Source organism: Rhizobium leguminosarum, assembly GCF_002953715.1.
Taxonomy (GTDB): Bacteria; Pseudomonadota; Alphaproteobacteria; order Rhizobiales; family Rhizobiaceae; genus Rhizobium; species Rhizobium leguminosarum_V.
On the sequence record NZ_CP025012.1, the window covers coordinates 314,973 to 336,117 of the forward strand.

Annotated in this window: 17 protein-coding genes; 8 read left to right on the plus strand and 9 right to left on the minus strand. The window is 62.1% G+C overall.

Features of this window, described 5'->3' with window-relative positions:
- The first annotated feature begins 116 nt into the window (after positions 1-116).
- The 3 genes from CUJ84_RS01600 to CUJ84_RS01610 all read left to right on the plus strand — a co-directional run bounded on the left by CUJ84_RS01600 (position 117) and on the right by CUJ84_RS01610 (position 3,089).
- Positions 117-545: an OsmC family protein gene (locus tag CUJ84_RS01600; protein ID WP_027686015.1), complete on the plus strand. Its 429-nt coding sequence runs from the start codon at positions 117-119 to the stop codon at positions 543-545.
- Between the two features lie 54 nt (positions 546-599).
- The gene (locus CUJ84_RS01605; RefSeq protein WP_105004946.1) at positions 600-2,084 is read left to right on the plus strand and encodes an FAD/NAD(P)-binding protein; all 1,485 of its coding nucleotides are present in this window, start codon (positions 600-602) and stop codon (positions 2,082-2,084) included.
- Between the two features lie 111 nt (positions 2,085-2,195).
- The gene (locus CUJ84_RS01610) at positions 2,196-3,089 is read left to right on the plus strand and encodes a DMT family transporter (protein WP_105004947.1); all 894 of its coding nucleotides are present in this window, start codon (positions 2,196-2,198) and stop codon (positions 3,087-3,089) included.
- A 3-nt stretch (positions 3,090-3,092) separates the two neighbouring features.
- Here the strand turns inward: CUJ84_RS01610 and CUJ84_RS01615 are convergent, their stop codons facing one another.
- From CUJ84_RS01615 to CUJ84_RS01630, 4 genes are read right to left on the minus strand one after another with little or no spacing between them, the layout of a single operon-like run.
- On the minus strand, positions 3,093-4,712 hold the full coding sequence (locus CUJ84_RS01615) for a VOC family protein (protein WP_199788758.1): 1,620 nt from the start codon (positions 4,710-4,712) through the stop codon (positions 3,093-3,095).
- Positions 4,713-4,733: 21 nt separating this feature from the next.
- Positions 4,734-6,329, minus strand: a complete 1,596-nt coding sequence (locus CUJ84_RS01620) for a response regulator (RefSeq protein ID WP_105004948.1) — start codon at positions 6,327-6,329, stop codon at positions 4,734-4,736.
- Between the two features lie 4 nt (positions 6,330-6,333).
- The gene (locus CUJ84_RS01625) at positions 6,334-6,759 is read right to left on the minus strand and encodes a response regulator (protein WP_018244782.1); all 426 of its coding nucleotides are present in this window, start codon (positions 6,757-6,759) and stop codon (positions 6,334-6,336) included.
- On the minus strand, positions 6,746-9,049 hold the full coding sequence (locus CUJ84_RS01630) for a sensor histidine kinase (protein ID WP_199788759.1): 2,304 nt from the start codon (positions 9,047-9,049) through the stop codon (positions 6,746-6,748). The genes CUJ84_RS01625 and CUJ84_RS01630 overlap by 14 nt, the downstream gene beginning before the upstream one ends.
- Before the next feature lie 28 nt (positions 9,050-9,077).
- Here CUJ84_RS01630 and CUJ84_RS01635 point away from each other — a divergent pair, with 28 nt between their 5' ends.
- From CUJ84_RS01635 to CUJ84_RS01645, 3 genes are all read left to right on the plus strand, one after another.
- Positions 9,078-9,455, plus strand: a complete 378-nt coding sequence (locus CUJ84_RS01635; protein ID WP_105004950.1) for a response regulator — start codon at positions 9,078-9,080, stop codon at positions 9,453-9,455.
- Positions 9,456-9,935: 480 nt separating this feature from the next.
- Complete coding sequence (locus tag CUJ84_RS01640) at positions 9,936-10,640, plus strand: response regulator transcription factor (RefSeq protein ID WP_105004951.1); 705 nt, start codon at positions 9,936-9,938, stop codon at positions 10,638-10,640.
- Between the two features lie 30 nt (positions 10,641-10,670).
- Positions 10,671-11,108 (plus strand): response regulator, encoded by a 438-nt coding sequence (locus tag CUJ84_RS01645; protein ID WP_027686007.1) that lies wholly within the window; start codon positions 10,671-10,673, stop codon positions 11,106-11,108.
- A 3-nt stretch (positions 11,109-11,111) separates the two neighbouring features.
- On the opposite strand, the gene CUJ84_RS01650 is transcribed toward CUJ84_RS01645, so the two are convergent.
- The 4 genes from CUJ84_RS01650 to ybaL form a co-directional block, all read right to left on the minus strand.
- On the minus strand, positions 11,112-11,828 hold the full coding sequence (locus CUJ84_RS01650; RefSeq protein WP_105004952.1) for a sensor histidine kinase: 717 nt from the start codon (positions 11,826-11,828) through the stop codon (positions 11,112-11,114).
- 259 nt (positions 11,829-12,087) lie between these two features.
- On the minus strand, positions 12,088-14,634 hold the full coding sequence (gene secD, locus CUJ84_RS01655; protein ID WP_105004953.1) for a protein translocase subunit SecD: 2,547 nt from the start codon (positions 14,632-14,634) through the stop codon (positions 12,088-12,090).
- 82 nt (positions 14,635-14,716) lie between these two features.
- Positions 14,717-15,097 carry a hypothetical protein gene (locus tag CUJ84_RS01660; protein WP_027686004.1) on the minus strand — a complete coding sequence of 127 codons (381 nt, stop codon included), beginning with the start codon at positions 15,095-15,097 and terminating at the stop codon, positions 14,717-14,719.
- 54 nt (positions 15,098-15,151) lie between these two features.
- Positions 15,152-16,972, minus strand: coding sequence for a YbaL family putative K(+) efflux transporter (ybaL, locus tag CUJ84_RS01665; protein ID WP_105004954.1), 1,821 nt, complete (start codon positions 16,970-16,972; stop codon positions 15,152-15,154).
- Between the two features lie 34 nt (positions 16,973-17,006).
- Between ybaL and CUJ84_RS01670 the strand changes: the two genes are divergently transcribed.
- Positions 17,007-17,312, plus strand: a complete 306-nt coding sequence (locus CUJ84_RS01670; RefSeq protein WP_018244791.1) for a helix-turn-helix transcriptional regulator — start codon at positions 17,007-17,009, stop codon at positions 17,310-17,312.
- Positions 17,313-17,318: 6 nt separating this feature from the next.
- Here CUJ84_RS01670 and CUJ84_RS01675 read toward each other — a convergent pair whose 3' ends face one another.
- Complete coding sequence (locus CUJ84_RS01675; protein ID WP_105004955.1) at positions 17,319-18,740, minus strand: ArnT family glycosyltransferase; 1,422 nt, start codon at positions 18,738-18,740, stop codon at positions 17,319-17,321.
- Positions 18,741-19,468: 728 nt separating this feature from the next.
- Between CUJ84_RS01675 and CUJ84_RS01680 the strand changes: the two genes are divergently transcribed.
- A complete protein-coding gene (locus tag CUJ84_RS01680) occupies positions 19,469-21,097 on the plus strand; it encodes a globin-coupled sensor protein (protein WP_105004956.1) in 1,629 nt (542 codons plus the stop codon).
- Positions 21,098-21,145: the final 48 nt, after the last annotated feature.

Below are 21,145 nucleotides of genomic sequence, written 5' to 3' on the forward strand. Positions count from 1 at the left end.
TTCAGGTGTATTCAACTGATGACGGATGGAAAGGTTCCGAACCCAGGGGCGGCGTTTGCCATTGCCGCCTCGGGCGGAAATCACCATCTGCAAGATATTCGCAAGAGGATTTAAACATGGCCGATCTCAAGGCTCGTCCCCGCCCGACCGGTGCCACCGCCGTTCTCGGCCGTACCGGTTTCCCGCACGTCACCTCCGCCACCAAGGGCGAGATCGATATCGTCACCGCGCCGTCGCAGCCGGGTTTCAATCCGCTCGATCTGCTCTATTCCTCGCTCTCGGCCTGCCTGGTGCTGAGTGCCCGGATCGCCGCCAGCCAGATGGGCATTCTCGACAAGATCAGCGAGATCACTGCCGACGTCACCGGCGAGAAGGCGACGGAAGGCCTTTCGCGCGTCGCCAAGTTCAACATCGCCTTTTCGATCAAGGGCGATATCGACGAGGAGACCCGGCAGAAAATCGCCCATGCCGCCGAAGACGAGATCTGCACGGTGAGCAACACCATCCGCGGCAATCCCGAGTTCTCGACGACGATATCGGGGTAATTCTGTATCTCCATAATAATTATAGACAATCGAAAGCGGAGGATTGCGTGGCCGATGCCCGGCTTCTATGCTCGGGCATCAAAAGCAACGATCCCGGCCATCATGCAGCCCAAGCCTCTCCCGACGTCTGAACAACCCGTCGTTGCCATCATCGGCGGCGGTGTCTCCGGCGCCGGTGTCGCCTATCATCTCGCGCGCGCCAACTGCGGCGAGCGCCCTGCCATCGTGGTCTTCGAGCCGCGCGCCGAGCTCGGCCGTGGCCTTGCCTATGACACGGCCGATCCGGCCCATCGCATCAATGTTCCTGCCGCCAAGATGAGTCTGCAGCCCGGCGACCTGGGCGAATTCCAGGCCTGGATCGCAGCCCGCGATGCCGTCGCCGACGACCCTGAGGCCAGGCAGCCCGAGGGCCTGCTCTTCCCCCGGCGTCGGCTCTTCGGCGATTATGTCGCCTCCCTGCTGACGCCGCTGCTGGAAGACGGTAGCGTGCGTCATTGCCGCGCCACAGTGGCGGGTGTCGAGCGCCGTGCCGGCCGCTGGTCGATCCTCGACGACAAAGGCGGCGTGACGGAGGCCGACATCGTCGCAATCGCCACCAGCCATCCGCCGCCGGCAGCCCCCGGCCGACTTGCGACCCGGCTTGCTGCCCATCCCCGTTTCGTCGGCGATACCACCAAGCCGGGCGCGCTCGACGTGATCCGCCCGCAGGACCGGGTGTTGGTCATCGGCAACGGCCTGACGGCCGCCGACGTCATCGCCTCGCTGGCTGAGCGCGGGCATGACGGTCCGGTGACCGCGATCTCGCGCCGCGGTCTGCGGTCTCGCGGCCATCCGCTGGTACCGCAGGAGCTCTTCGGCGATTTCGTCTCCACTGCAGCCCATTCCGCCGTGTCGCTGCTGAGAGGGATCCGCACAGCCATAAAAGCGGCAAGCGCGCAGGGCATAAGCTGGCATGGGGTGATCGACCAGGTGCGGGCGCAGGGATACGATCTCTGGCAGGCGCTGCCGGTTGCCGAACGACGCCGTCTCGTCCGCCATCTGCGTCCCTATTGGGATGTGCACCGTTTCCGTATCGCCCCGCAGGTCGAGGCCGTGCTCGACGCGGCGATTGCCAGGGGCCGCCTCGATATCCTGGCCGGCTCGGTTGCCGATGCGCGCATCGAGGGCGAGCTCATTCTTTGCACCCTGCAACCGCGTCATCAGCGCCAGCCGTTGGAGCGACGCTATGACGCCGTCGTCGTCACCACCGGCCCGGCGCATGGCGGCATTCTCGAAACCCAGCCCTGGCTCACGGCACTTTCGGCAAGCGGCCACCTGTCGCTCGATCCGACCGGCCTTGGCCTTTCCTGTAACCAGCGTTCGGAGGCGATCGGCCCGTCCGGACATGCAGATCCTTCGCTGCTGATCTCCGGCCCGTTGGCACGCGGCACCTTCGGCGAGCTGATGGGACTGCCGCAGGTGACCGAGCATGCCTTCTTCATCGCCGCCGAGATCGCCGAAAAGCTGCGGACCAGCGCGACGAATAGGCATCCTGCCTGATTTTCCACCAATATGTCGTTCTTCGACTGTCCCCGGTGATCGACTTCTGATAGTCCCTCGGCCACCAACTTTCGCCGGCCCGGCATTTGGGCGACCAGAAATATCGAGACCATGTCGCAGGTTGCCTCCACCCTTTCCGAAGCCTCGCCTTCCAATCGTTTCGCCCTCGCGGCGCTCCTTCTGGGCGGGGCGGCGATCGGCGGCTCGCCGATCTTCGTCAGACTGTCCGAGGTCGGACCGATGGCGACGGCCTTCTGGCGCGTGGCGCTGGCGCTGATCCCGATCCTCATCGTCTCGCTGCTGAAGAAGGATGCGGGGCCGAAGCCGCAAAGCCTTTCCGACTATGGCATGCTGATTCTGCCCGGCGTTATGTTGGCGCTCGACCTCGGCGCCTGGCACCTTTCGCTCACCATGACGTCGGTCGCCAATGCGACGCTGCTGGCCAACCTCGCACCGGTTTTCGTCACGCTGATCGCCTTCCTCTTCTTCAGCGTGAGGATCAGTCGCATCTTCCTGTTCGGGCTTGTCCTGGCGCTATCAGGCGTCGTCATTCTGAAGGGAGGACCGGCAGCCGTCGGCAACGGCGACCTCAGCGGCGATGGCATCGCGATGATCGCCGCCTTCTTCTATGCCTGCTACATCCTGGCGATCGGCAGGCTGCGCAGCCGGTTCGATACGATCCGCATCATGTTGTGGAGCACGGCCTGCGCTGCCGTCTGCATCTTTCCGATCGGCCTGGTCTACGAGGGCCATATGCTGCCCACGACCGTCTACGGCTGGTCGATCGTTTTCGGCCTGGCCTTTATCAGCCATGCCGGCGGACAGGTGGCGATCACCTATGCGCTGGCCTATCTGCCACCGGCCTTTTCCTCCCTGACGCTGCTGTTGCAGCCGGTCGTTGCGGCGATCCTCGCCTGGGCGTTGCTCAACGAGGCGATCGGGACGGTGCAGGCGCTCGGCGGCGCCGTCGTGCTTGCCGGCATCATGGTTGCACGCCGCGGCTGATCGTCAGCGATTTTCCTGCAGCAGCCATTTCTGGATGATCGGAATGTCGGCATCGCCGAGATCGTGGCCGCCGGGGATGACGTCGGAATCGACGGTGGCACCTGAACTCTTCAGCCTCTCCTCCAACTCGCTCGCATATTTGCCGTAGGCATCCGTCTTGCCGCTGATGACGAGCAGGTCCGTGCCTTTCAGATCGGCATGCGGATAGTCGCTGAGCACAGGCATGGAGCGCAGTAGCACGGCCTTGTGAACCAGGTTCGGGTGCAGGTAGAGCAGCGAGTTCAAAAGGTTGGCGCCATTGGAATAACCGACATAGACGACCTTCTGAGGATCGAGCCCGTAGGATTTGACGGCGCCCTCGATGAAGGCCGCGAAGGCCTCCGCCTCGGTCTTGATGTCGTTCTGGTCGAAGGAGAAGGGGGTAATGCGCTTGTACCAGCGCGGAAACCCTTCCTCCGTCGCCCGGCCGCGCACGCCGAGTAGCGTCGCCCGCGGCGCCGCCTTGTTCAGGAGCGGCATCAGCGTCGTCTCGTTGCCGCCGGAGCCGTGCAGCAGCACGAAGACGCTGCCGTCGGGGTCGGGGGGCGTATAGAAGCGATGGACGAATGGCAGCTCGCGATAATTGATGCGCGGCTGACCGGGCATTGAAAATTGCGGCAGCATCACCTTCAGGTCATGGAGATTGGTGATGGCTTCGGGTGGCGCGAAGAGCTTGCCCCCGAGGGCGGCGTGCTCTTCGTCCACGGTCATGCCCGGCTTGTCGGTCGCGAGTTCCACCAGCGTGCCGCCGGGCTCGCGGGCGTAGAGCGAGCGGAAATATTTGCGGTCGTGCATGTTGGTCGGCGACGCGTCGGTCGCCTCCAGCGCCTTGCGCACCGAAAGCAGCGTCTCTTCGTCGGCGGCGCGGAAGGCGACGTGATCGACCGTGCCGGTGCCCGGCGCACCGGACCAGAAGCCCCGCGCATCGCGCACGTCGATAATGTCGCCGGACTGCGACACCAACCTGTCGATCGTGCCGCGGCTGGCCTGGAAACGGTAACCGAAATGGCTCTCAAGGAAGCTGCGGCTTTCTGCGGGCTTCTCCGTCAGCATGGTGGCGCCGCGCACCCGCTGGACGGCATGCTCGACCGGGATTGAGGCGCCGTCCCAGGCAGCCGGCGATACCAAGTTCTTTGCGCCTGCGAGCTTGAGGATGATGTTGTCAGGGTCCTTCAGCCGCAGGACAGGCTCACCGAATTCGTCGGCCGGTCCCTCCGAGCGCACGCCGAAGCTCATGGCGCGCGTCAGCCAGTAGCCGATGCTGGCGGGGTCGATCGACAGCGATATTTCGCTGATCTGGCCATAGCCGGCCCGGCCGGGCGCGCCATCTTCCCAGGCGAGGAAGGTGAGGAGAGACCCCGGCGTCCCTGCCGCATCGCCATAAAAGAGATGAAGTTGCGTCGCGTCCTCGTAACCGGCTGTCTGCTTGACGAGCCGCATGCCGAGAAATCCCGCGTAGAAGTCCACGTTCGTCTGCACCTTTCGGGTGACGGCCGTGACGTGATGTATGCCTGATACCATCGAAAGCAGTCCTGATTGAAGCGGCGTCGTCAGGAGCGCGAGTATGAGAGCTGCGAAGGTCATACCGTTGCCAATGACGCTCGCTTAGTTTTGTTCCGCACAAAGCGCAAGCGAATCGCCGCGCTGCAACAACTCCAAATGTTCGACATCTTCGAGCGCCTCTTCCAGTTGCTGCAGGGTCGGCGGCTTGACCATATAGGCGCGCGCGCCGAGATTTCTGGCCCGCCGCATGTCGCTCTCGTCGCTTGACGTACTGAGAATGCAGACGGGAATTTGCTTGAGGCGGACGTCGGCTGAAAGCGCATGCAGCACCTCGAAGCCGTCCATGATCGGCATGTTGATGTCGAGCAGCATCAGGTCGATCTGCGGCACATCGGCGATGCCGGCGCGTTCTTCGAGCAGCCGCATCGCCTCACGTCCGTTGGTGGCGACATGCAGGTTGAAATTCACCTTCTCCCGCCGCATCAGCTTGATCTTCAGAATCTGGATGTCGGCCGGGCTGTCTTCCACCAGCAGCACTTCGGCGAGCCTGCCCGAACCTTCGCCTGGCTGCTCCGCCGGCCTGGCGCTGTGCGGGCTGGCCGATGCGGCAGGCGGCGTGGACCTCGCCTCGGCGAGCGGCACTTCGAGAATGAAGGTGGCGCCCGGCCCATTTTCTGCCTCGCACCAGATCGAGCCGCCATGCATCTGTGCGATGCGGCGGCAGATGGCAAGGCCGAGCCCGGTGCCTTCGATGCCGCGGCCGACGAGGCGCTTGAACGGCTGGAAGATCAGCTCGCGATGTTCTGGATCGATGCCGGGCCCGTTGTCACGCACGGTGAGGCGGCAGATATCGCCCTGTGCTTCGCCGGTGATGCTGATCTCCGGAACCTTCTGCTCGCAATAGCGGATGGCATTCGACACCAGGTTTTGCAGGAGTTGGGTCAGCAGCGTTGCATCGCCCATGACCTCCGGCAGCGCCCCGCGGATGATGACGGCTCCGCGGCTTTCGGTCTGCTGACGCAGATTGTCTTCCACCTGGTCGAGCACATCAGATAGCGAGACCGGCCTGAGCTCCAGCCCGCCGTAGGCCTCGAGCTTGGTGAAACCCGAGACCTTGACGATCAGGTCTTCCATATGGTCGGCGGCGCTGAGCACGTAATCGAGCAATTCCCGGTCTTCGGTCGGAAGCGCGGCAGAACCGTGCAGGATGCGGCTGAAGGATTTGATCGTCCGGAGCGGCTCCTTCAGATCATGGGCCATCGCGCGGGTGAAGATCTCAAGCGATTGTCGCTTCTGCTCCAGCTTGGCTTCCAGCATGCCGTGCATGATGGCGTTCTGGATGCAGCGATGCAGTGTTTCAGGCGAAAGCGAATCCTTTGTCAGATAGTCGCGGGCCCCGCTCTTCATTACTTCGACGGCCACGGTTTCGTTGCCCTGGCCGGTCAGCATGATGACGTTGGCGGCGGGGTCATCCTCGAGGATATCGGCAAGAACGCCGAGCCCGTCGCGCCCCGGCAGCGAATAGTCGAGCAGGATGCAGTCCGGCCGTTTCCGGCCGTTCAGTGCAAGGCCCTCTTCGCCCGTCTCCGCCTCGACGACGGTATAGGCGGTGCTGGAAACGCGGCCCAATATGCGGCGATAGACCTCGCGATCGTCGATGTTGTCGTCGATGATGAGAATGGAGCAGTGTTCCGCCAATCTGTCAGTCCTCGAGCGGCAGGATCGCGATTTCGAACCAGTATTCCTTCAGCCGCTGGATCGCAGCGAAGAGCCCGTCGAGATCGACCGGCTTCTGCACATAGGTATTGGCGCCGAGCGCATAGCAGCCTTCAATGTCACGTTCGTCGTCGGAGGTCGTGAGGATCACCACCGGGATCTTGCGCCAGCCGGCATTCGACTTGATCGCCTCTAGCGTCTTGCGGCCGTCAAGGCCCGGCATGTTGAGATCGAGCAGGATCAGTCCCGGTTTCGGCACCATCGAGGCGAGCATGTCGAGTGCTTCCTGACCGGAGGCCGCCCAGCGGATCGAGTTGCGCAGGTTGGTGCGTTTGAAGGCGCGCATCGTCGCTTCGAAATCGTCTTCGCTGTCCTCGACGATCAGGATCGGTTGCGTGTCACGCTGCTGCATTTTGCCCCTCGCGCTTTTTTCCCAGGGTGAAATAGAATGTTGTGCCGGTGCCGACCTCGGATTCCAGCCAGATATCGCCATTGTGCCGCGCGATGATCTTGCGGACGAAGGTAAGGCCTGCTCCGGTCCCGTCGTCGGAATCCTGCGACTTTTCCAGCCGCTTGAAAATGCGGAAAATATCCTCGTGGAATTCCTGCGGAATGCCCTTGCCGTTATCCTTAACGAAAAACACGTTGCGGGCAACCGTGCCGTCCTTGCCGACGAACCGATCGAGGTAACCGATCGAGACGAGCGGCGCCGGCTTGTCGGTGTATTTGATCGCATTGGTAATGAGATTGCGGAACACTTCGGTCAGCCGCGGCGCGTCGCAGACCACCTCCGGCAGCCGGCCGTCGATGATGACCTTGGCGTGCCGCTCCTCCAGCAACAGCTCCATCGTCGCGACGACATCCTTGACGATCAGGCCGATATCGGTGCGTTTGACCGCCAGCTGCTGGCGCCCGAGGCGGGAGAAATAAAGAAGGTCGTTGACCAGTTTCTCCATGCGCTGGCTGAGACGCACGAGCCGGTTCAGCCGGCGCACGCCGTCTTCGTCGAGCTTGTCTTCATAGTCCTCCAGGAGAAAGCGGGAGTGGTTGTGCAGGCCGCGCAGCGGCTCCTTGAGATCATGCGAGGCGATATAGGCGAATTCATCGAGGTCGTGGTTGCTGCGCTCGAGCTCGGCCGTATAGGCCTCGAGCTGGGAAAGCGTCGTTTTCATCCGTTCTTCCTGCCGGACGCGCTCGCTGATGTCGCGCACGATACCGACGAAGGTCTTTGTATGGCCGGTGACGACGGCGCTGATGGAAAGATCGATCGGAAAGACGATGCCGTTCTTGCGTCGTCCGGAGACCATGCGCGTCGTGCCGATGATGCGCTCCTCGCCGGTCTGCCGGTAATGGGCGAGATAGCCGTCGTGCTCGGAATGGTAGGGTTCGGGCATCAGCATCTTGATGTTCCGGCCGATCGTCTCCTGCGGGGAGTAACCGAACATGCTTTCAGCCGCCGGATTGAAATTCTTGATCGTTCCACGCTCGTCGATGACGACGACGGCATCAGGGGTGCCACGCACCAGCGCGCCGAAGCGGACGCGCTCGCTTTCCAGGTGATGGGTGTTGCGCATGAAATAGTAGACGAGGAGCGCGATCAGCCAGAGCGTGGCAGCTGTAATAGTGCGGTTGGCGATCTCCTGCCAGAACGCCGCCTCATTGTGCCTGACGGCGAAAAAGCCGAGCATCAACAGCACGGTGCAGGCAAAGGCGAAGAAAAGCGGCGCATTTCTGTTGCCGAACCAGAGGGCCGTTAGCACCAGCGGCACATAGAGAATGCCGTTGGCGACGCCCAGCGGCGTATAGAGATCGACGAGAAGGCCGGTGAAACAGACCGCAGCCGGGATCCAGAGCGGGATCTGCGCCCGGTTTGCCGGCTGCATCCACCAGGAGCGGGCGAGAAGCCCCGAGCCGAAGATCACAATGCCGATCGCCGTATGCAGCGCCATCGCCGCATAGGGACCCCAGCGGTAACCCTGTTCGGCATCGGTGACATAGCCGGCCAGCGCGATCATGCCGAGCGTGATAACGACATAGCTCGTCAGTTCCTGCACCACCTGACTTTTCTTCTCCACGTGGAGCGAGAGCAGCAGCGAAAGATTGGCGATCAGGAAGACCAACGCCGTGTTCGGCCCCATGCCACCGCCGATCTTGGCGATGAAATCGGGCGGAACCAGGAAACGCGTGATCAACACGTCGACATTGTGAAAAGTCCGCCCGATCGTGACGATTTCCACGAGCCGGGCCGCAGCGATCGCCGCCGCAAGCCCTGCCGTGATCGTTGCCGTTGCGCGAAAACGGCGGGCCGCCTGTGTCGAGGCGGCAAGCCCCGCGCCGGAAAGCACGAAGCAGAGCGCGGTGTTGAAGGCCATCGACGGAAAGCCGGGAACCAGCGAAATGACAATCTCGACCTGCAGCAGCCAGCCGGCAAGGGCAGTCACGCCGAGAAGGAACATCAGGCAGCCGACCGCAATCGCAAAGGCACGGTAGTGCCGCCTTGGCTGATCCTGCAGGTCCACGTTGCCCTGATCCTGCACCCGTGTGTCCTCCTTCGGTTCGCGCGGCCATCTTTTCCGAAATCGAGGAATACTCAATAGGCAAGGCGGGGCGGTGCCACGCTTTTTGCGAAATGATCGGCGATAAGGTATATCGAATTTCAGTGGAACCGCGATATGGTGATGTCGAAGGACAGCGAGGTTCATTCGCACAATATCCAAATTACGGTGTTAGATGACCACCCTATTTTATGTCGACGACAGCAAGGATGACCTCTTCTATCTCGACTATATCTGCCGAAAGCAGCAGATCGACGTCGATCTATTCTGTTTCTCCACAGCCGAGATGGCGTTGGGGGCGCTGGAGACGCGCGCGGCGGAAGGCAAGACCCCACCAGACTTGCTGGTCGCCGATCTCTACATGCCACTCGATAGCGGCATCGGCATGATCACTCGGTTGCGCCTGGATGATCGTTTCAAGGCGATGCGGCTTGCTATCTGCAGCGGATCGGATGCTGCCGAGGACCGCGCGCGCTCACTCGATGCCGGCGCCGATGTCTATCTGGAAAAGCCAATTGACCTTGCCACGATCATTCTCAATCTTGAGATGTAGAAAACGGCGAAAGCCGGGTGACCTATTCCCTCTCATTCGTCCAAGCCATATGACGAACCGCAATTGACAAGGTCGAGGACGCATCACAAGATGCAACCGGAGCGAAGAATATGGAACGCAAAATAAGCGCTGAGAGAACCGATCAACCCGCGTTCGCCGCCACGAACATCAGCCAACCCCTTAGCTGAATGGGTCTATCGGCTCTCTCGCGCTTACGTCTGGCACTGCCTTCCCGCATTCATGGATGTTGAATGCAGGAAGAATACGATACCCAGGTAAGAACTACTGCCCCTCAGTAAAATCTGCCCGTGCATCACCTGTTGTTGAGATAATTGATGATTTCCGCCTTACATATCGAAAGTCCCCGTTTTCGATATCTCTCATCAACCGTCTCGCAATTTTTGTAGCTCTTCGCGTTTAAGACGTATATCCCAAGATTTCGGGATTAGAGGTATTGGCGGGAGGAGAGGAAGAGTGGGAATGAGCAATGCCCCGGCAATTCCGTTTCATGCCGGACCGGAGCTTAGCCGGGCGATCAACCGCACCGATTTTTTCCGTCTGCTGAAGTCGGCGGCGCAGCATTACAACTTCGACAATTTCGCACTGGCCCGCATTTCAGAGGCTTCGGCCCCTTTCGGTGAACGCGATGTCGTCATCACCAATGTCGCCGAACGGCGTGTCGGCCTTTTCGTCACGACGTTGAAGGAAGCGCTCGGGACCGTCCGGGCAAAGACCGCCCAGTTCCTGGCAACGCCGGTCCATGGCAGGAGCGTACAGCCGGAAGTTTATCCGTCCGATCTTGTTTTCAACGAATTCCTGAGCGGCGTCTTTCTCTTCATCCCGCTGTTTACGCCGGAAGGGCGGCGATATTGCCTCGTGCTCAGCGGCGAGCGTCAGGAGCCGGATCAGAGCGAGATCGCCGACATACTTCTCGACGCCATGCGCATTTTCGACAAGCTCTACGAGGAAATCCTGACGCCGGAAATGTCCGGACGGCTGACGCAGCGCGAATCGGAAATCGTCAAATGGACGAGCGAAGGCAAGACGTCGGCTGAGATCGCCATCATTCTCGGTCTCTCCGAACATACGGTCAATTCGCACATCACCGCGGCCGCGCGCAAACTTGACGCTGTCAACCGCGTTCATATGGTGGCGATCGCCTTGAGGAATGGTTTGGTTTCGTGAAGTTGGTTTCGGGATTGGGGAAATGAGACGATGATCACCGAAACGGGCCGAAGGAACACCGTCAAAGTTCTTTTTGTCGATGACGAATTCATCGAATTCCGTGCGCTCAAGAAGAAGATCGCCGATCTTTCCGAGCCCGCTGTCGAGGTCGAATATTCGCCATCGATCGGTGACGCGCTGGACAAGATCCGCTTGGCGCGCTTCGATCTCATCCTGCTCGACAACCGCCTGCTGCCCAATGCAGATTTCCGCGAAACGGTGCCGGAGCTGCGCGGCATCGGTTATACCGGCCCGATCGGCGTCGTCTCGACCGATATATCGGGCGGCTATTTCCAGGAATTCCCGGATTACGGCGTCGATTTCCGTATCGGCAAGGACGAAATCGATGCGCAGGCGCTGCAGCACATCATCCGCGAATATGTGACCTATGACGTCCCGGACTTCTGGAAGGACGATTACAGCATCTAACCATCAAGCGATGGGAAGGCGGATGATGAATCGGCTGCCGCTTTCATCCGAATGTTCGAGGCTGATATCGCCGCCAAGCGCCGTCAGAAATTCGCGCGCTGTCGTCAGTCCGAGACCGGCGCCCTGCACTGCTCCCGCCTTCGGCAATTTCCAGAACGGCTCGAATATCCGCTCCCGATAAGCGGGATCGATGCCCGTCCCATTGTCGGAAATCCGGATGAACCAGTCCGTCCCCTCGCGCTCCGCGGCAATGGCGACATGCGGCGACGCTTCGCTGCGATAGGTGAGGGCATTGGTCAAAAGGTGCCGCAGCACCAGACCGAGGAGGGCAGGGTCGGTACGGATGGAGGGCAGGCCATCGCTTTCAAGCGTCGCCTCACGGACCGCCGTCTCATCGGTCAGTTCGCCCCAGACATTTTCGGACAGCGCCTGCAGATCGACCTCTTCGGGCGTCACCTGAGGTGTGCCGCCGGCAAGGCTCATCAATGCCTTGGTGAGACGCTGTGCCGTCTGCGCCTTTTCCATGATCATCCGGAGGCTCTGAAGCTGTTCGCCATCGAGCGTCTCCTCGAGATCGTCGAGCAGCAGCTCGGCATACATGGCGATATGGCGGAGCGGCGATTGCAGGTCGTGCGAGGCGGTTGCGAGAAAACGCTTGATGCGCTCCTCGCTGTCTCCGGCAACGGTGGTTTCCGGCGGTCTTGTCGGGTTGGATGACATCTGGCGGCTTCCCCGATCTCAATTGCAGCGCCGCGCGTCTTTTCAAACGCGCTAAGGACGCTGTAACACTTTGAATTGGCACATAATGCAGCAGCCGACAATAGAAAGAGGGCGCCGGCTCTGCAACCGGCGCCCTCTTCAAGGATGCGTTAAAAACGGAATAGAGCGCCGCGCGTCTTTTGAGACGCGCAAAGGACGCTCTATCACTTTGAATTGCGCATAATCCTTTCCGAAAATCGATTCCGATTTTCGTTATGCGCTAGCTCGCGGACTTGCGCGGGCGACCCTGTTCCGGCGGGATGATCTCGACGGCCGTATCGGCTGCCAGTGCCTTGGCATGGCGGCGGCGCCAGTCGCCCAGGAAGAGCAGGATCGGTGCTGCGATGAAGATCGACGAGGCGCCGGCCACGAGAATGCCGAAGACCATCGGGATCGCGAAGCTCGAGACGGCACTACCGCCCCAGATCGCCATCGGCACCAGGGCGAGGAAAGCCGTCGCATTGGTGTAGAGGCTTCGCGCCAAAGTCTCGTTGATCGACTTGTCGATGATCTCGCGCAGCGGCATCGACTTATAGAGCCGCATGTTTTCGCGCATACGGTCATAGACGACGACCTTGTCGTTCACGGAGTAACCGACGAGCGTCAGAATGGCGGCGATCGCCGTCAGATTGAAGTCGAGGCCGGTGATCGCGAAGAAGCCGATTGCCTTGGTGACGTCGAGCACCAGCGTGACGATGGCGCCGACGGCAAACGGCCATTCGAACCGTACCCAGATATAGATGAGCATCGCGAAGCTTGCGATCACGACCGACAGGATACCGGCCCAGGCAAGCTCGCCGCTGACCTTCGGCCCGATGACGTCGGTGCCCTCGATGGTGGCGGTCGGATCGATCTTGGCGACTTCGGCCTTCAGCTTGGTCACCGCTGCCGTCTGTGCCTCTTCACCGCCTTCCTGCCGCTGGGCACGAACGAGAATGCTGTTCTTGTCGCCGAAGGACTGCAGCGAGATTTCGCCGAGACCAAGCGTGTTCAGGCCTTCACGGAACGTCGCGAGATCGGCCGGGCCGGTGGTCCTGACGGCCATCTGGATGCCGCCGCGGAAATCGACGCCGTAGTTGAGGCCGGGATGAATGAAGAGCACGACCGAGGCGATCGAAAGCAGCGCTGAAACGGTGATGCCGAAGAAGCGCGCCTTCATGAACTGGATGTGCTTGTCATAGGGGCTGAACGGGATCAACGGCCGGATGTTCAGCACCTTGAGCTTGCTGCGGCGGGTGATCTCGATCATCGCGACACGCACGAAGGCGACGGAGGTGAACATCGAGATGATCAGGCCGAGCGCCATGGTCACGGCAAAGCCGCGAACCGGTCCGGAGCCGAAAAAGAACAGGATGGCCGCAGCGATCAGCGCCGTCATGTTGCCGTCGATAATGGTCGAATAGGCACGGCGGAAGCCGGTGTCGATGGCGGCGAAGGCGCTCCTGCCCTTGCGCGTTTCTTCGCGGATGCGCTCGTTGATGAGAACGTTGGCGTCGACCGCAAGGCCGATGCCGAGAACGATACCGGCAATGCCCGGCAGCGTCAGCGTCGCGCCAACCAGCGTCAGGGCCGAGAAGGTCAGGATCGTATGGATCAACAGCGCGATATTCGCCAGGAAGCCCCAGGTGCCATAGAGAACGAAGATGAAGACTGCGACGAGCACAAAGCCGACGATGCCGGAATAAATGCCCATTTTGATGGCGTCGGCTCCGAGGTCGGCGCCGACGGTGCGCTCTTCGATGACAGTCAGCTTGGCGGGCAGGGCGCCGGCGCGCAACATGGCGGCCAGCGTCGTGGCGCTATCGGCCGAGAAACTGCCGGAGATCTGGCCGGAACCGCCGGTGATCGGCTCGCGGATAACAGGCGCGCTCAGCACCTTGTCGTCAAGGACGATGGCGAAGGGATTGCCGACATTCTGGCGGGTGATCTCGGCAAAGCGGCTGGCGCCGGCGCTGTCGAAGCGGAAGCTGACGATCGGCTCATGCGTGTTCGGGTCGAAGCCGACGCGGGCATCCGAAAGGCGGTCGCCGGAGATTTCGACGCGGTCGAGGACCGGATAGGACCTTCCTTCATCGTCCTTCAGCATGGTCACGCCAGGTCCGGGCGCATTGTTCGGCGCCAGCATGTGGAACGACATCTTTGCGGTGGAGCCGAGAAGTTCGCGCAGGCGTGACGGATCCTGCGCGCCCGGAAGCTGGACGAGCACGCGGTTGGCGCCGATGCGCTGGATGGTCGGCTCGGAGACGCCCACTTGGTCGACGCGCTGGCGGATGACTTCGAGGCTCTGCTGGACGGCATTGTCGACGTTGGCGGAGATGCCGGCCGGCGAGAAGCCGACGGTGATGGTGGCGCCGTTCGCGGTGACGGCCAGATCGGACTGGCCGGCGCTGAGGCCGGTGCTGATCGGATTGGCGAGCGTCTTGAGTTCGGTGACGGCGGCATCGCTCTGCGAGGCATCGGCGAGCGTCACGACGATCTGGTTCTGGCTGCGGACCACGGCTTTCGGCTGGATACCCTTTTCGCGCAGCACGCGGCGCGCGTCCTGCAGCAGCGATTGCAGCCGCTCCTTGGTCAGGTCGGCTTCGTCGACTTCCAGAACGAGGTGCGAGCCGCCGCGAAGGTCGAGGCCGAGCGACACCTGCTCATGCGGCAGCCAGGCCGGCACGCGCTGGAGGACGGATTGCGGCAGGACGTTCGGCAGGGCGATCAATAGGCCGAGTAGGATGATCACCGTATAGGTGAACACCAGCCATGGTGAAGTACGCATGTTGTATTCCTTGATATCGAGGGCCGGCGCTCGGGCGCTGGCGGCATGTCGTCAATGTCGGAAGCGCCGATCGGCGCGAGCGTCAGGCAGCGACCGGCGGTGCGCGCGGCTGATGGGTCCTGGAGACTGCGGCGTGAAGCGAAGCTTCGAATGCCGGAAAAGCGGCTGATATGTTCCAGCCGGCGAAATTAAGGGCCGGAGCGGCGGCAAGGGCAGGCGATCCGGCGTCATGTGCCGTCTGCTTCGGCGCAAGCTTGCGCTCCGTGGCAAGCAGCCCACGCACGGTATCGCGCGCAGTCAGCTGCGGCGGCTGCGGATCTCGACCGGAAGAGGAAAGCGTATTGACGGCAGCGGCCGGCGAGATGACGAGATTGCCGCCGAAAAGCAGGCCGAGATAGGCAAGGATGGCGACGAGGAGAGAAGCGGCGATACGGCTCGTCAGACGGTGCTGGTCCAGCTCCATCTTCTCCGTCCCGGCGATGTCAATCCCGTATCGGCTCAAACGCGCGCCAATCTCTCATTCTCTTTCCGGCGGAGGGTCATCCGTCGACATAATTGTATCAGGCCCATGCCCGTCTTCATAGGGCACACTCTCATGATGCACTTGGGCGAGCCGGTCAACCATGCCAAGCGCGATTTCACGCTCGCCCATGATGACGGTATCGGCGCCATAGTGCTTCAGCTCATCGACCTCGGCGTCGGAATGGGCGCGGGCGACGATGAGGATCGACGGATTGACGCTGCGGGCCTGCTCGGCGATGCGGCAGGCCTCGAAGGCGTTGGGGATGGCGATGGCAATGCTGCGGGCGCCGGAAAGATTGGCAAGGTCGAGCGTTTCCCGCATCACCGCATTGCCCGCCAGGGTTTCGATACCCTGCATCTTCAGCTCGCCGATGCGCTTGTCGGAGTCCTCGATGACGAGAAAAGGTGTGGCTGACGACCTGAGATTCTGTCCGACGATGCTGCCAACCCGCCCGTAGCCGACGAGAATGGCGTGGCCGCTGAGAGCGGTCGGGTGCACCTCGTCGTCTCCAGACGGCATCGCCTCCTGCGCTGCTATCGCATCTGCAGCGGGAGCAGGGTCCGCCACGACGTCTTCGCGCTTTGCACCATCCAGCAGCGGCCGCATGCGGTCGCAGAGGAAAAACAGCAGCGGATTGAGGATGATCGAGATGATGGCGCCGGCAAGAATCAGATCGCGGCCCTCCTCCGGCAGCAGCCCGAGTTCGACGCCGAGGGCGGCGAGGATGAAGGAGAATTCGCCGATCTGGCCGAGGCTGGCCGAAATCGTCAGCGCCGTGCCGAGCGGCTTCTTGAAGGCGAGCACGATCAGGAGCGCGGCGACGGACTTGCCGATGACGATGATGAAGATGGTGGCAAGGATCGGCAGCGGCTTGTCGATCAGGATATTCGGATCGAACAGCATGCCGACCGAGACGAAGAACAGCACGGCGAAGGCGTCGCGCAGCGGCAGGCTTTCCTGTGCGGCGCGATGGCTGAGCTCGCTTTCGGCAAGCACCATGCCGGCAAAGAAGGCGCCGAGCGCCAGCGACACGCCGAAGAGCTTCGCCGCTCCGAAGGCGACGCCGAGCGCGATCGCCAGGACGCCCAGCCGGAAGAGCTCGCGCGAACCGGTATGAGCGATGCGGTGCATCGTCCATGGAATGAGCTTGCGGCCGAAGACCAGCATCAGCGCCACGAACAGCGCCACCTTTACCAGCGTCATGGCGATCATGCCGCCGATGCCGAGATCGAGGTCGAACAGGCGACTGAGCGCGGCCGAGAGCGGCTCGACGGGAGCGTGACCCTCGCCGCCGATGCTGGCGGCGGCCGGGATCAGCACCAGCGCCAGCACCATGGCGAGATCCTCGACGATCAGCCAGCCGACGGCGATCCTGCCGCGCTCCGTCTCGACGAGGCGCCGCTCCTGCAGCGCTTTCAACAGCACCACGGTGGAGGCGACCGAAAGCGCCAGGCCGAAGACCAGGCTGCCGCCGGTCGGCCAGCCCATGAAGGAGCCAAGCCCCCAGCCGAGCAGTGTCGCAAAGGCGATCTGCACGATCGCGCCGGGCACGGCGATGCCACGCACCGATAGCAGGTCTTTCAGGGAGAAGTGCAGCCCGACGCCGAACATCAGCAGGATGACGCCGATTTCGGCCAGCTCCGGCGCAAGGTTCTGATCCGCTACATAACCTGGCGTATGTGGCCCCACAAGCACGCCGGCGATGAGATAACCGACCAGCGGCGGCATCCGCAGCCGATGGGCGAAGGCGCCGAAGATGAAAGCCAGCACGAGGCCGCCGACGATTGTCGAAATCAAGGGCGTATCGTGTGGCATTGCTGTCTCCCGATCTGGAAATCCCGTTCGTAATATGACATATATGGTCTATATCGACCAATATGGGCAACTTGAAATCATGGGTCAAGGCGCAAGAGAAACAATTCTCACTCCCCCTCTCTGTCGCGCGGCGCGCGGCCTGCTCGACTGGACTCAGACCGATCTTGCCGAGAGGGCTGCCGTCTCGCGCAGCACCATCCGCGATTATGAAGGCCGGCACCACGACATCCACCGCGCGACGGAGGCGCAACTGCGCCTCGCCTTCGAGGAGGGCGGCGTCAAATTTGTGGAGATTGAAGGGGCGGGCACCGGCCTTTGCCTGCCTGATCCAGCCGGCTAAACCGGCTCAGGGCGCCAGGCAGGCGGCGGAGACCTTGTAGATGTGGAGCGCCTTGCCCTTGTAGTTGCCTTCCGTCGGCTGCCAGTTCTTCAGCACCTCGGGCGTCTCGGCGGCGCAGGTGAAGGGCCCGTCCGTCAGGAAAAGCACCTTGCCGGTGGTGTCGGCAGGCAGAGCGAATTCCTGCTCGTAATAGCTCTCCGGAAGGCCCGCGGGCGCTCGCGCATAGATCCTGTAGGATGCATCGCGGAGCGTATAGAAAAGATCGGCGACCATGTCGCGATTGTCGGTGACGATGATGTCGGTGCCGGCCTGAGCGGCGAGTGCGGCGGCCTCGCGGCTGACCTCGGCGCGGCCGAGATAGCGCTTCATCAGCTCGTCCCCGTTCGGCAGCAGCAACTGATGCGGAAAGATCGTCGCCAACGGGAAGAGCATGCTGGCGATGCCGTTAATGGTCAGCGACAACCTAAGCCCCTTCGGCCACAGCCGGTAAAGCAGCCAGACGGCAAGGATGGTCCCGGCGACATAGGCAGTCACCGCCCAGTTGGCGTAGGCCTTGGCGACCGTTGCCTGTAGCGTGATGAGCACCACCACCGGCATCGACAGCCAGACCAGTATCTTTTCCCGATCATCGCTCCTGCCCTTGATCATCCGATAGACCGCCCAGAGCATTGCGAAGAAGATGATCGGCCCGACGACGCCGAATTGGGCGGAGAAGAATTCAAGCCCGCGACGGACATTGATACCGAGTTCGCTCCAATGGGCGATATCCTGCGTATGCCGCACCGTCGTATTGTCGTGCTGCAGGTTCCACCACAGGTTCGGCAAGGCGACGACCGCCGCGACCGCGACCGCGATGATGAAATCCCGGATGGCGATGCGTGCCGCTGGAATGAGGAGGAGGGCAAGCGCGCCGCCCGGAACGACGAACAGCACGGCATATTTCGTCAGGAAGGCGAGGCCGACGCTAAGCCCCATGACGAGCGCCAGCCCGACCGAGCGTCGCTGCGTCAGGCCGAAATAGGCAAGCAGCGCGATCGCGATGAAGAATAGCAGGATCACGTCGGTCGAGAAGAACACCGAAGAAAGCGCGACGCCGGGGAGCGTGATGTAGGTGGCGCCCGTCCAGCCTTCGATTTCCGGCCCGACGAAACGTTTTGCCATCTTCATCAGCACGACTGCCGCCGCCATGTGGATCAGCGGTCCGAGCAGCCTGATCCAATAGATGGCGTTGGAGCCGGAAAGCTCGGTCATCGCCCGGATCACCCAGGCAATCATCGGCGGCTTGGAATAATAGCCGAGATCGAGATTCTGTGACCAGAACCAGTACTGCGCCTCGTCGACGAAAAGGTCCGTCGCATCGAAATTGAGCGTGACGACACGCCAGAGCGTGAAGCCAAGAACGATGAGGAGACCAGATCTGGGGGACATGAACCGATAGTTCCGCTGACATGAAAGGCGCGAGTGCGATACACCAAAGGTGCCGGACTGCCAACGGGGAAGGGTGGGTCTAAAGCATGTCGCGCAAAACTGTGCAGCGCTTTTGCAATAACGACATGCGTAAAAACAAAGAGCTAAGGCGCGAGGAGCATATCTGAAAGATCGCGCCGCGCTTTAGAATACCCGAAGCGCGCGGAGATCGCGGTTTGCAGCGAGAAAATCGAGACGGGCGACGGCGGCAAGCAACGTCATTGCAATCAAGCAGGAACCCAATCCGAGAACAATCATTGCTCTGTCCTTGTCGACGTCATGTCTTGGTTATCGACCGGCATATAACACGGAGCTTGCGTGTGCCTTGTAGCAGCCATGCAACTCCGCAGCAGTATTTTCTGTGAACGGCCTTGAATTGCTTCAAAAGCCTGCACCGCGAAAGGCTTATTAACCTTCAAGCAAGGAATTAACCATAAACATTGGGTTACACGTCGGAATGGGAAGATGCACTCGTTCCCACCAGGCATGACGCCGTCCCGCCGTACCGGGTTGATCCGGTATCCATCTCTTCAGACAGCTCCGAAACATAGCTGATCAGGGGGCTTCGATCCGCCGGTTGTAACCGGTGGTGAGGACCGTCTCCACGCTTCGCGTTCATCGGATGCTGCAAAAGTTTTTGGCCGGGCCTTCGCCCGGAAAGTGGTTGGGGACAGGCGTTGAGGCAGGATATGCCATCAGATCAGGCTCGTGGCGCGCAGGCAGGCAGCTTGCGCGACCGTCTGCGCTTTGCCGGCCTCGATGCCGACCAGTGCGAGTTGGTGCGCCGCAACCGGCCGGTCCTCGAAGCACATCTGAAGGCGGGCCTCAGGGATCTCTTCCACAGGTTCCAGTCATTCCCCGACGCCTCGCGCAATTTCGAGAGCGAGCGCCAGGTCGACCGCCTGCACGATCTGCAGTCCTCGCATTGGGACGTGCTGACCGATGCACGGTTCGACAGCCTCTATGCCGAGCGCGTCAAGGTTCTCTCCGATACCGAAAGCAAGATGGGCCTCGACCCGCGCTGGCACGTCGCCGGCCATGGCGTCATGCTGGAGCATGTCGTTTCCGGTCTCGCCGAGGAGATCGCCGGCCGTCCGCTTCTGCCGTCGGCCAAGCGCCGCACCCGCGAAATCTCCGACCTGATGACGGCGATCATCCGCATCGTCATGGTCGATGTGGAAATTGCCGTCTCGCTCCGCTTCAACGCGCTGCGCGCCGGGGAGCAGCGCGCGCTTGCCGAGCAGCGCGCCGACAACGAGGCCGAGATCATCAGGATCTTCGGCGATGTCATCGACGGTCTTTCCGCACGCGACCTGACGCGACGCGCGCCCGTCGACGGCGCCTATGCCGGGATCGCCGCCGCGCTGAACGGCGCGTTGGATGGCCTCCAGGCCGAGTTCACCGCCATCACCGAGCGCACGGTCAAGGCCGAAGCGGCGACGGGCTCGCTTGCCGGTCTGTCGCGGCAGTTCGCCGGCACGGCTTCCGGCCAGGCCGATCGGTTGCAGCTTTCCGCCGCTGCCCTTGCCGGCATTGCTGGCAGTGTGCGCGATGGTGCCGCCGACAGCCGCGCTGCCGAACAGGCGGCCGCCACGACGCGCGCAGCCGTTGAGGAAAGCGGTGAGGTCGTCGGTCGCGCGATCACCGCCATGGCCGATATCGAACAGTCGGCCGAAAAGATCGGCCAGATCATCGGCGCGATCGACGAGATCGCCTTCCAGACCAATCTTCTGGCGCTGAATGCCGGTATCGAGGCCGCTCGCGCCGGCGATTCCGGCCGCGGTTTTGCCGTCGTCGCCCAGGAAGTTCGCGCCCTTGCCCAGCGCTCGGCCGAAGCCGCCCGCGAGATCAAGACGCTGGTGACGACGACCAAGGCGCAGGTCGACGCCGGCGTGCAGATGGTCGGCCGCACACAGGATTCGATCGGCAGCATTGTGCGTCAGGTCACCGACATCAACGCCGCCATCGCCGGCATCGCCACCCGAACCGGCGAACATGCCGCCAGCCTCGACAGCGTGACATCAGACGTCAAGGGCCTGGGTGGCGAAGTGGCGGATAGCGCCGGCCTTGCGGAACGCTCCGCTGAAGGCGCCGACCACCTCCACACCGTCATTCTCGAGCTCGGCCAGACGATTCGCGAATTCCGCATCGCCCGCGAAAACGCCACTGCCGGGCGTCAAGCACCGGTTCGCGTGACACCGCAGCGCGCCATCGAGGTCACTGCCCGTCCGGCACTGGCCGTGGACGAATACGAAAATGACGATTTTGGCCTTCCACAGCCCTTCGCAAGCGTCGGAGGTGGGCGGAATGTTTACTAACCTATCGGATGATTGCCTCAGCTCGTCTTTTCGGGCCGGGGATAAGGG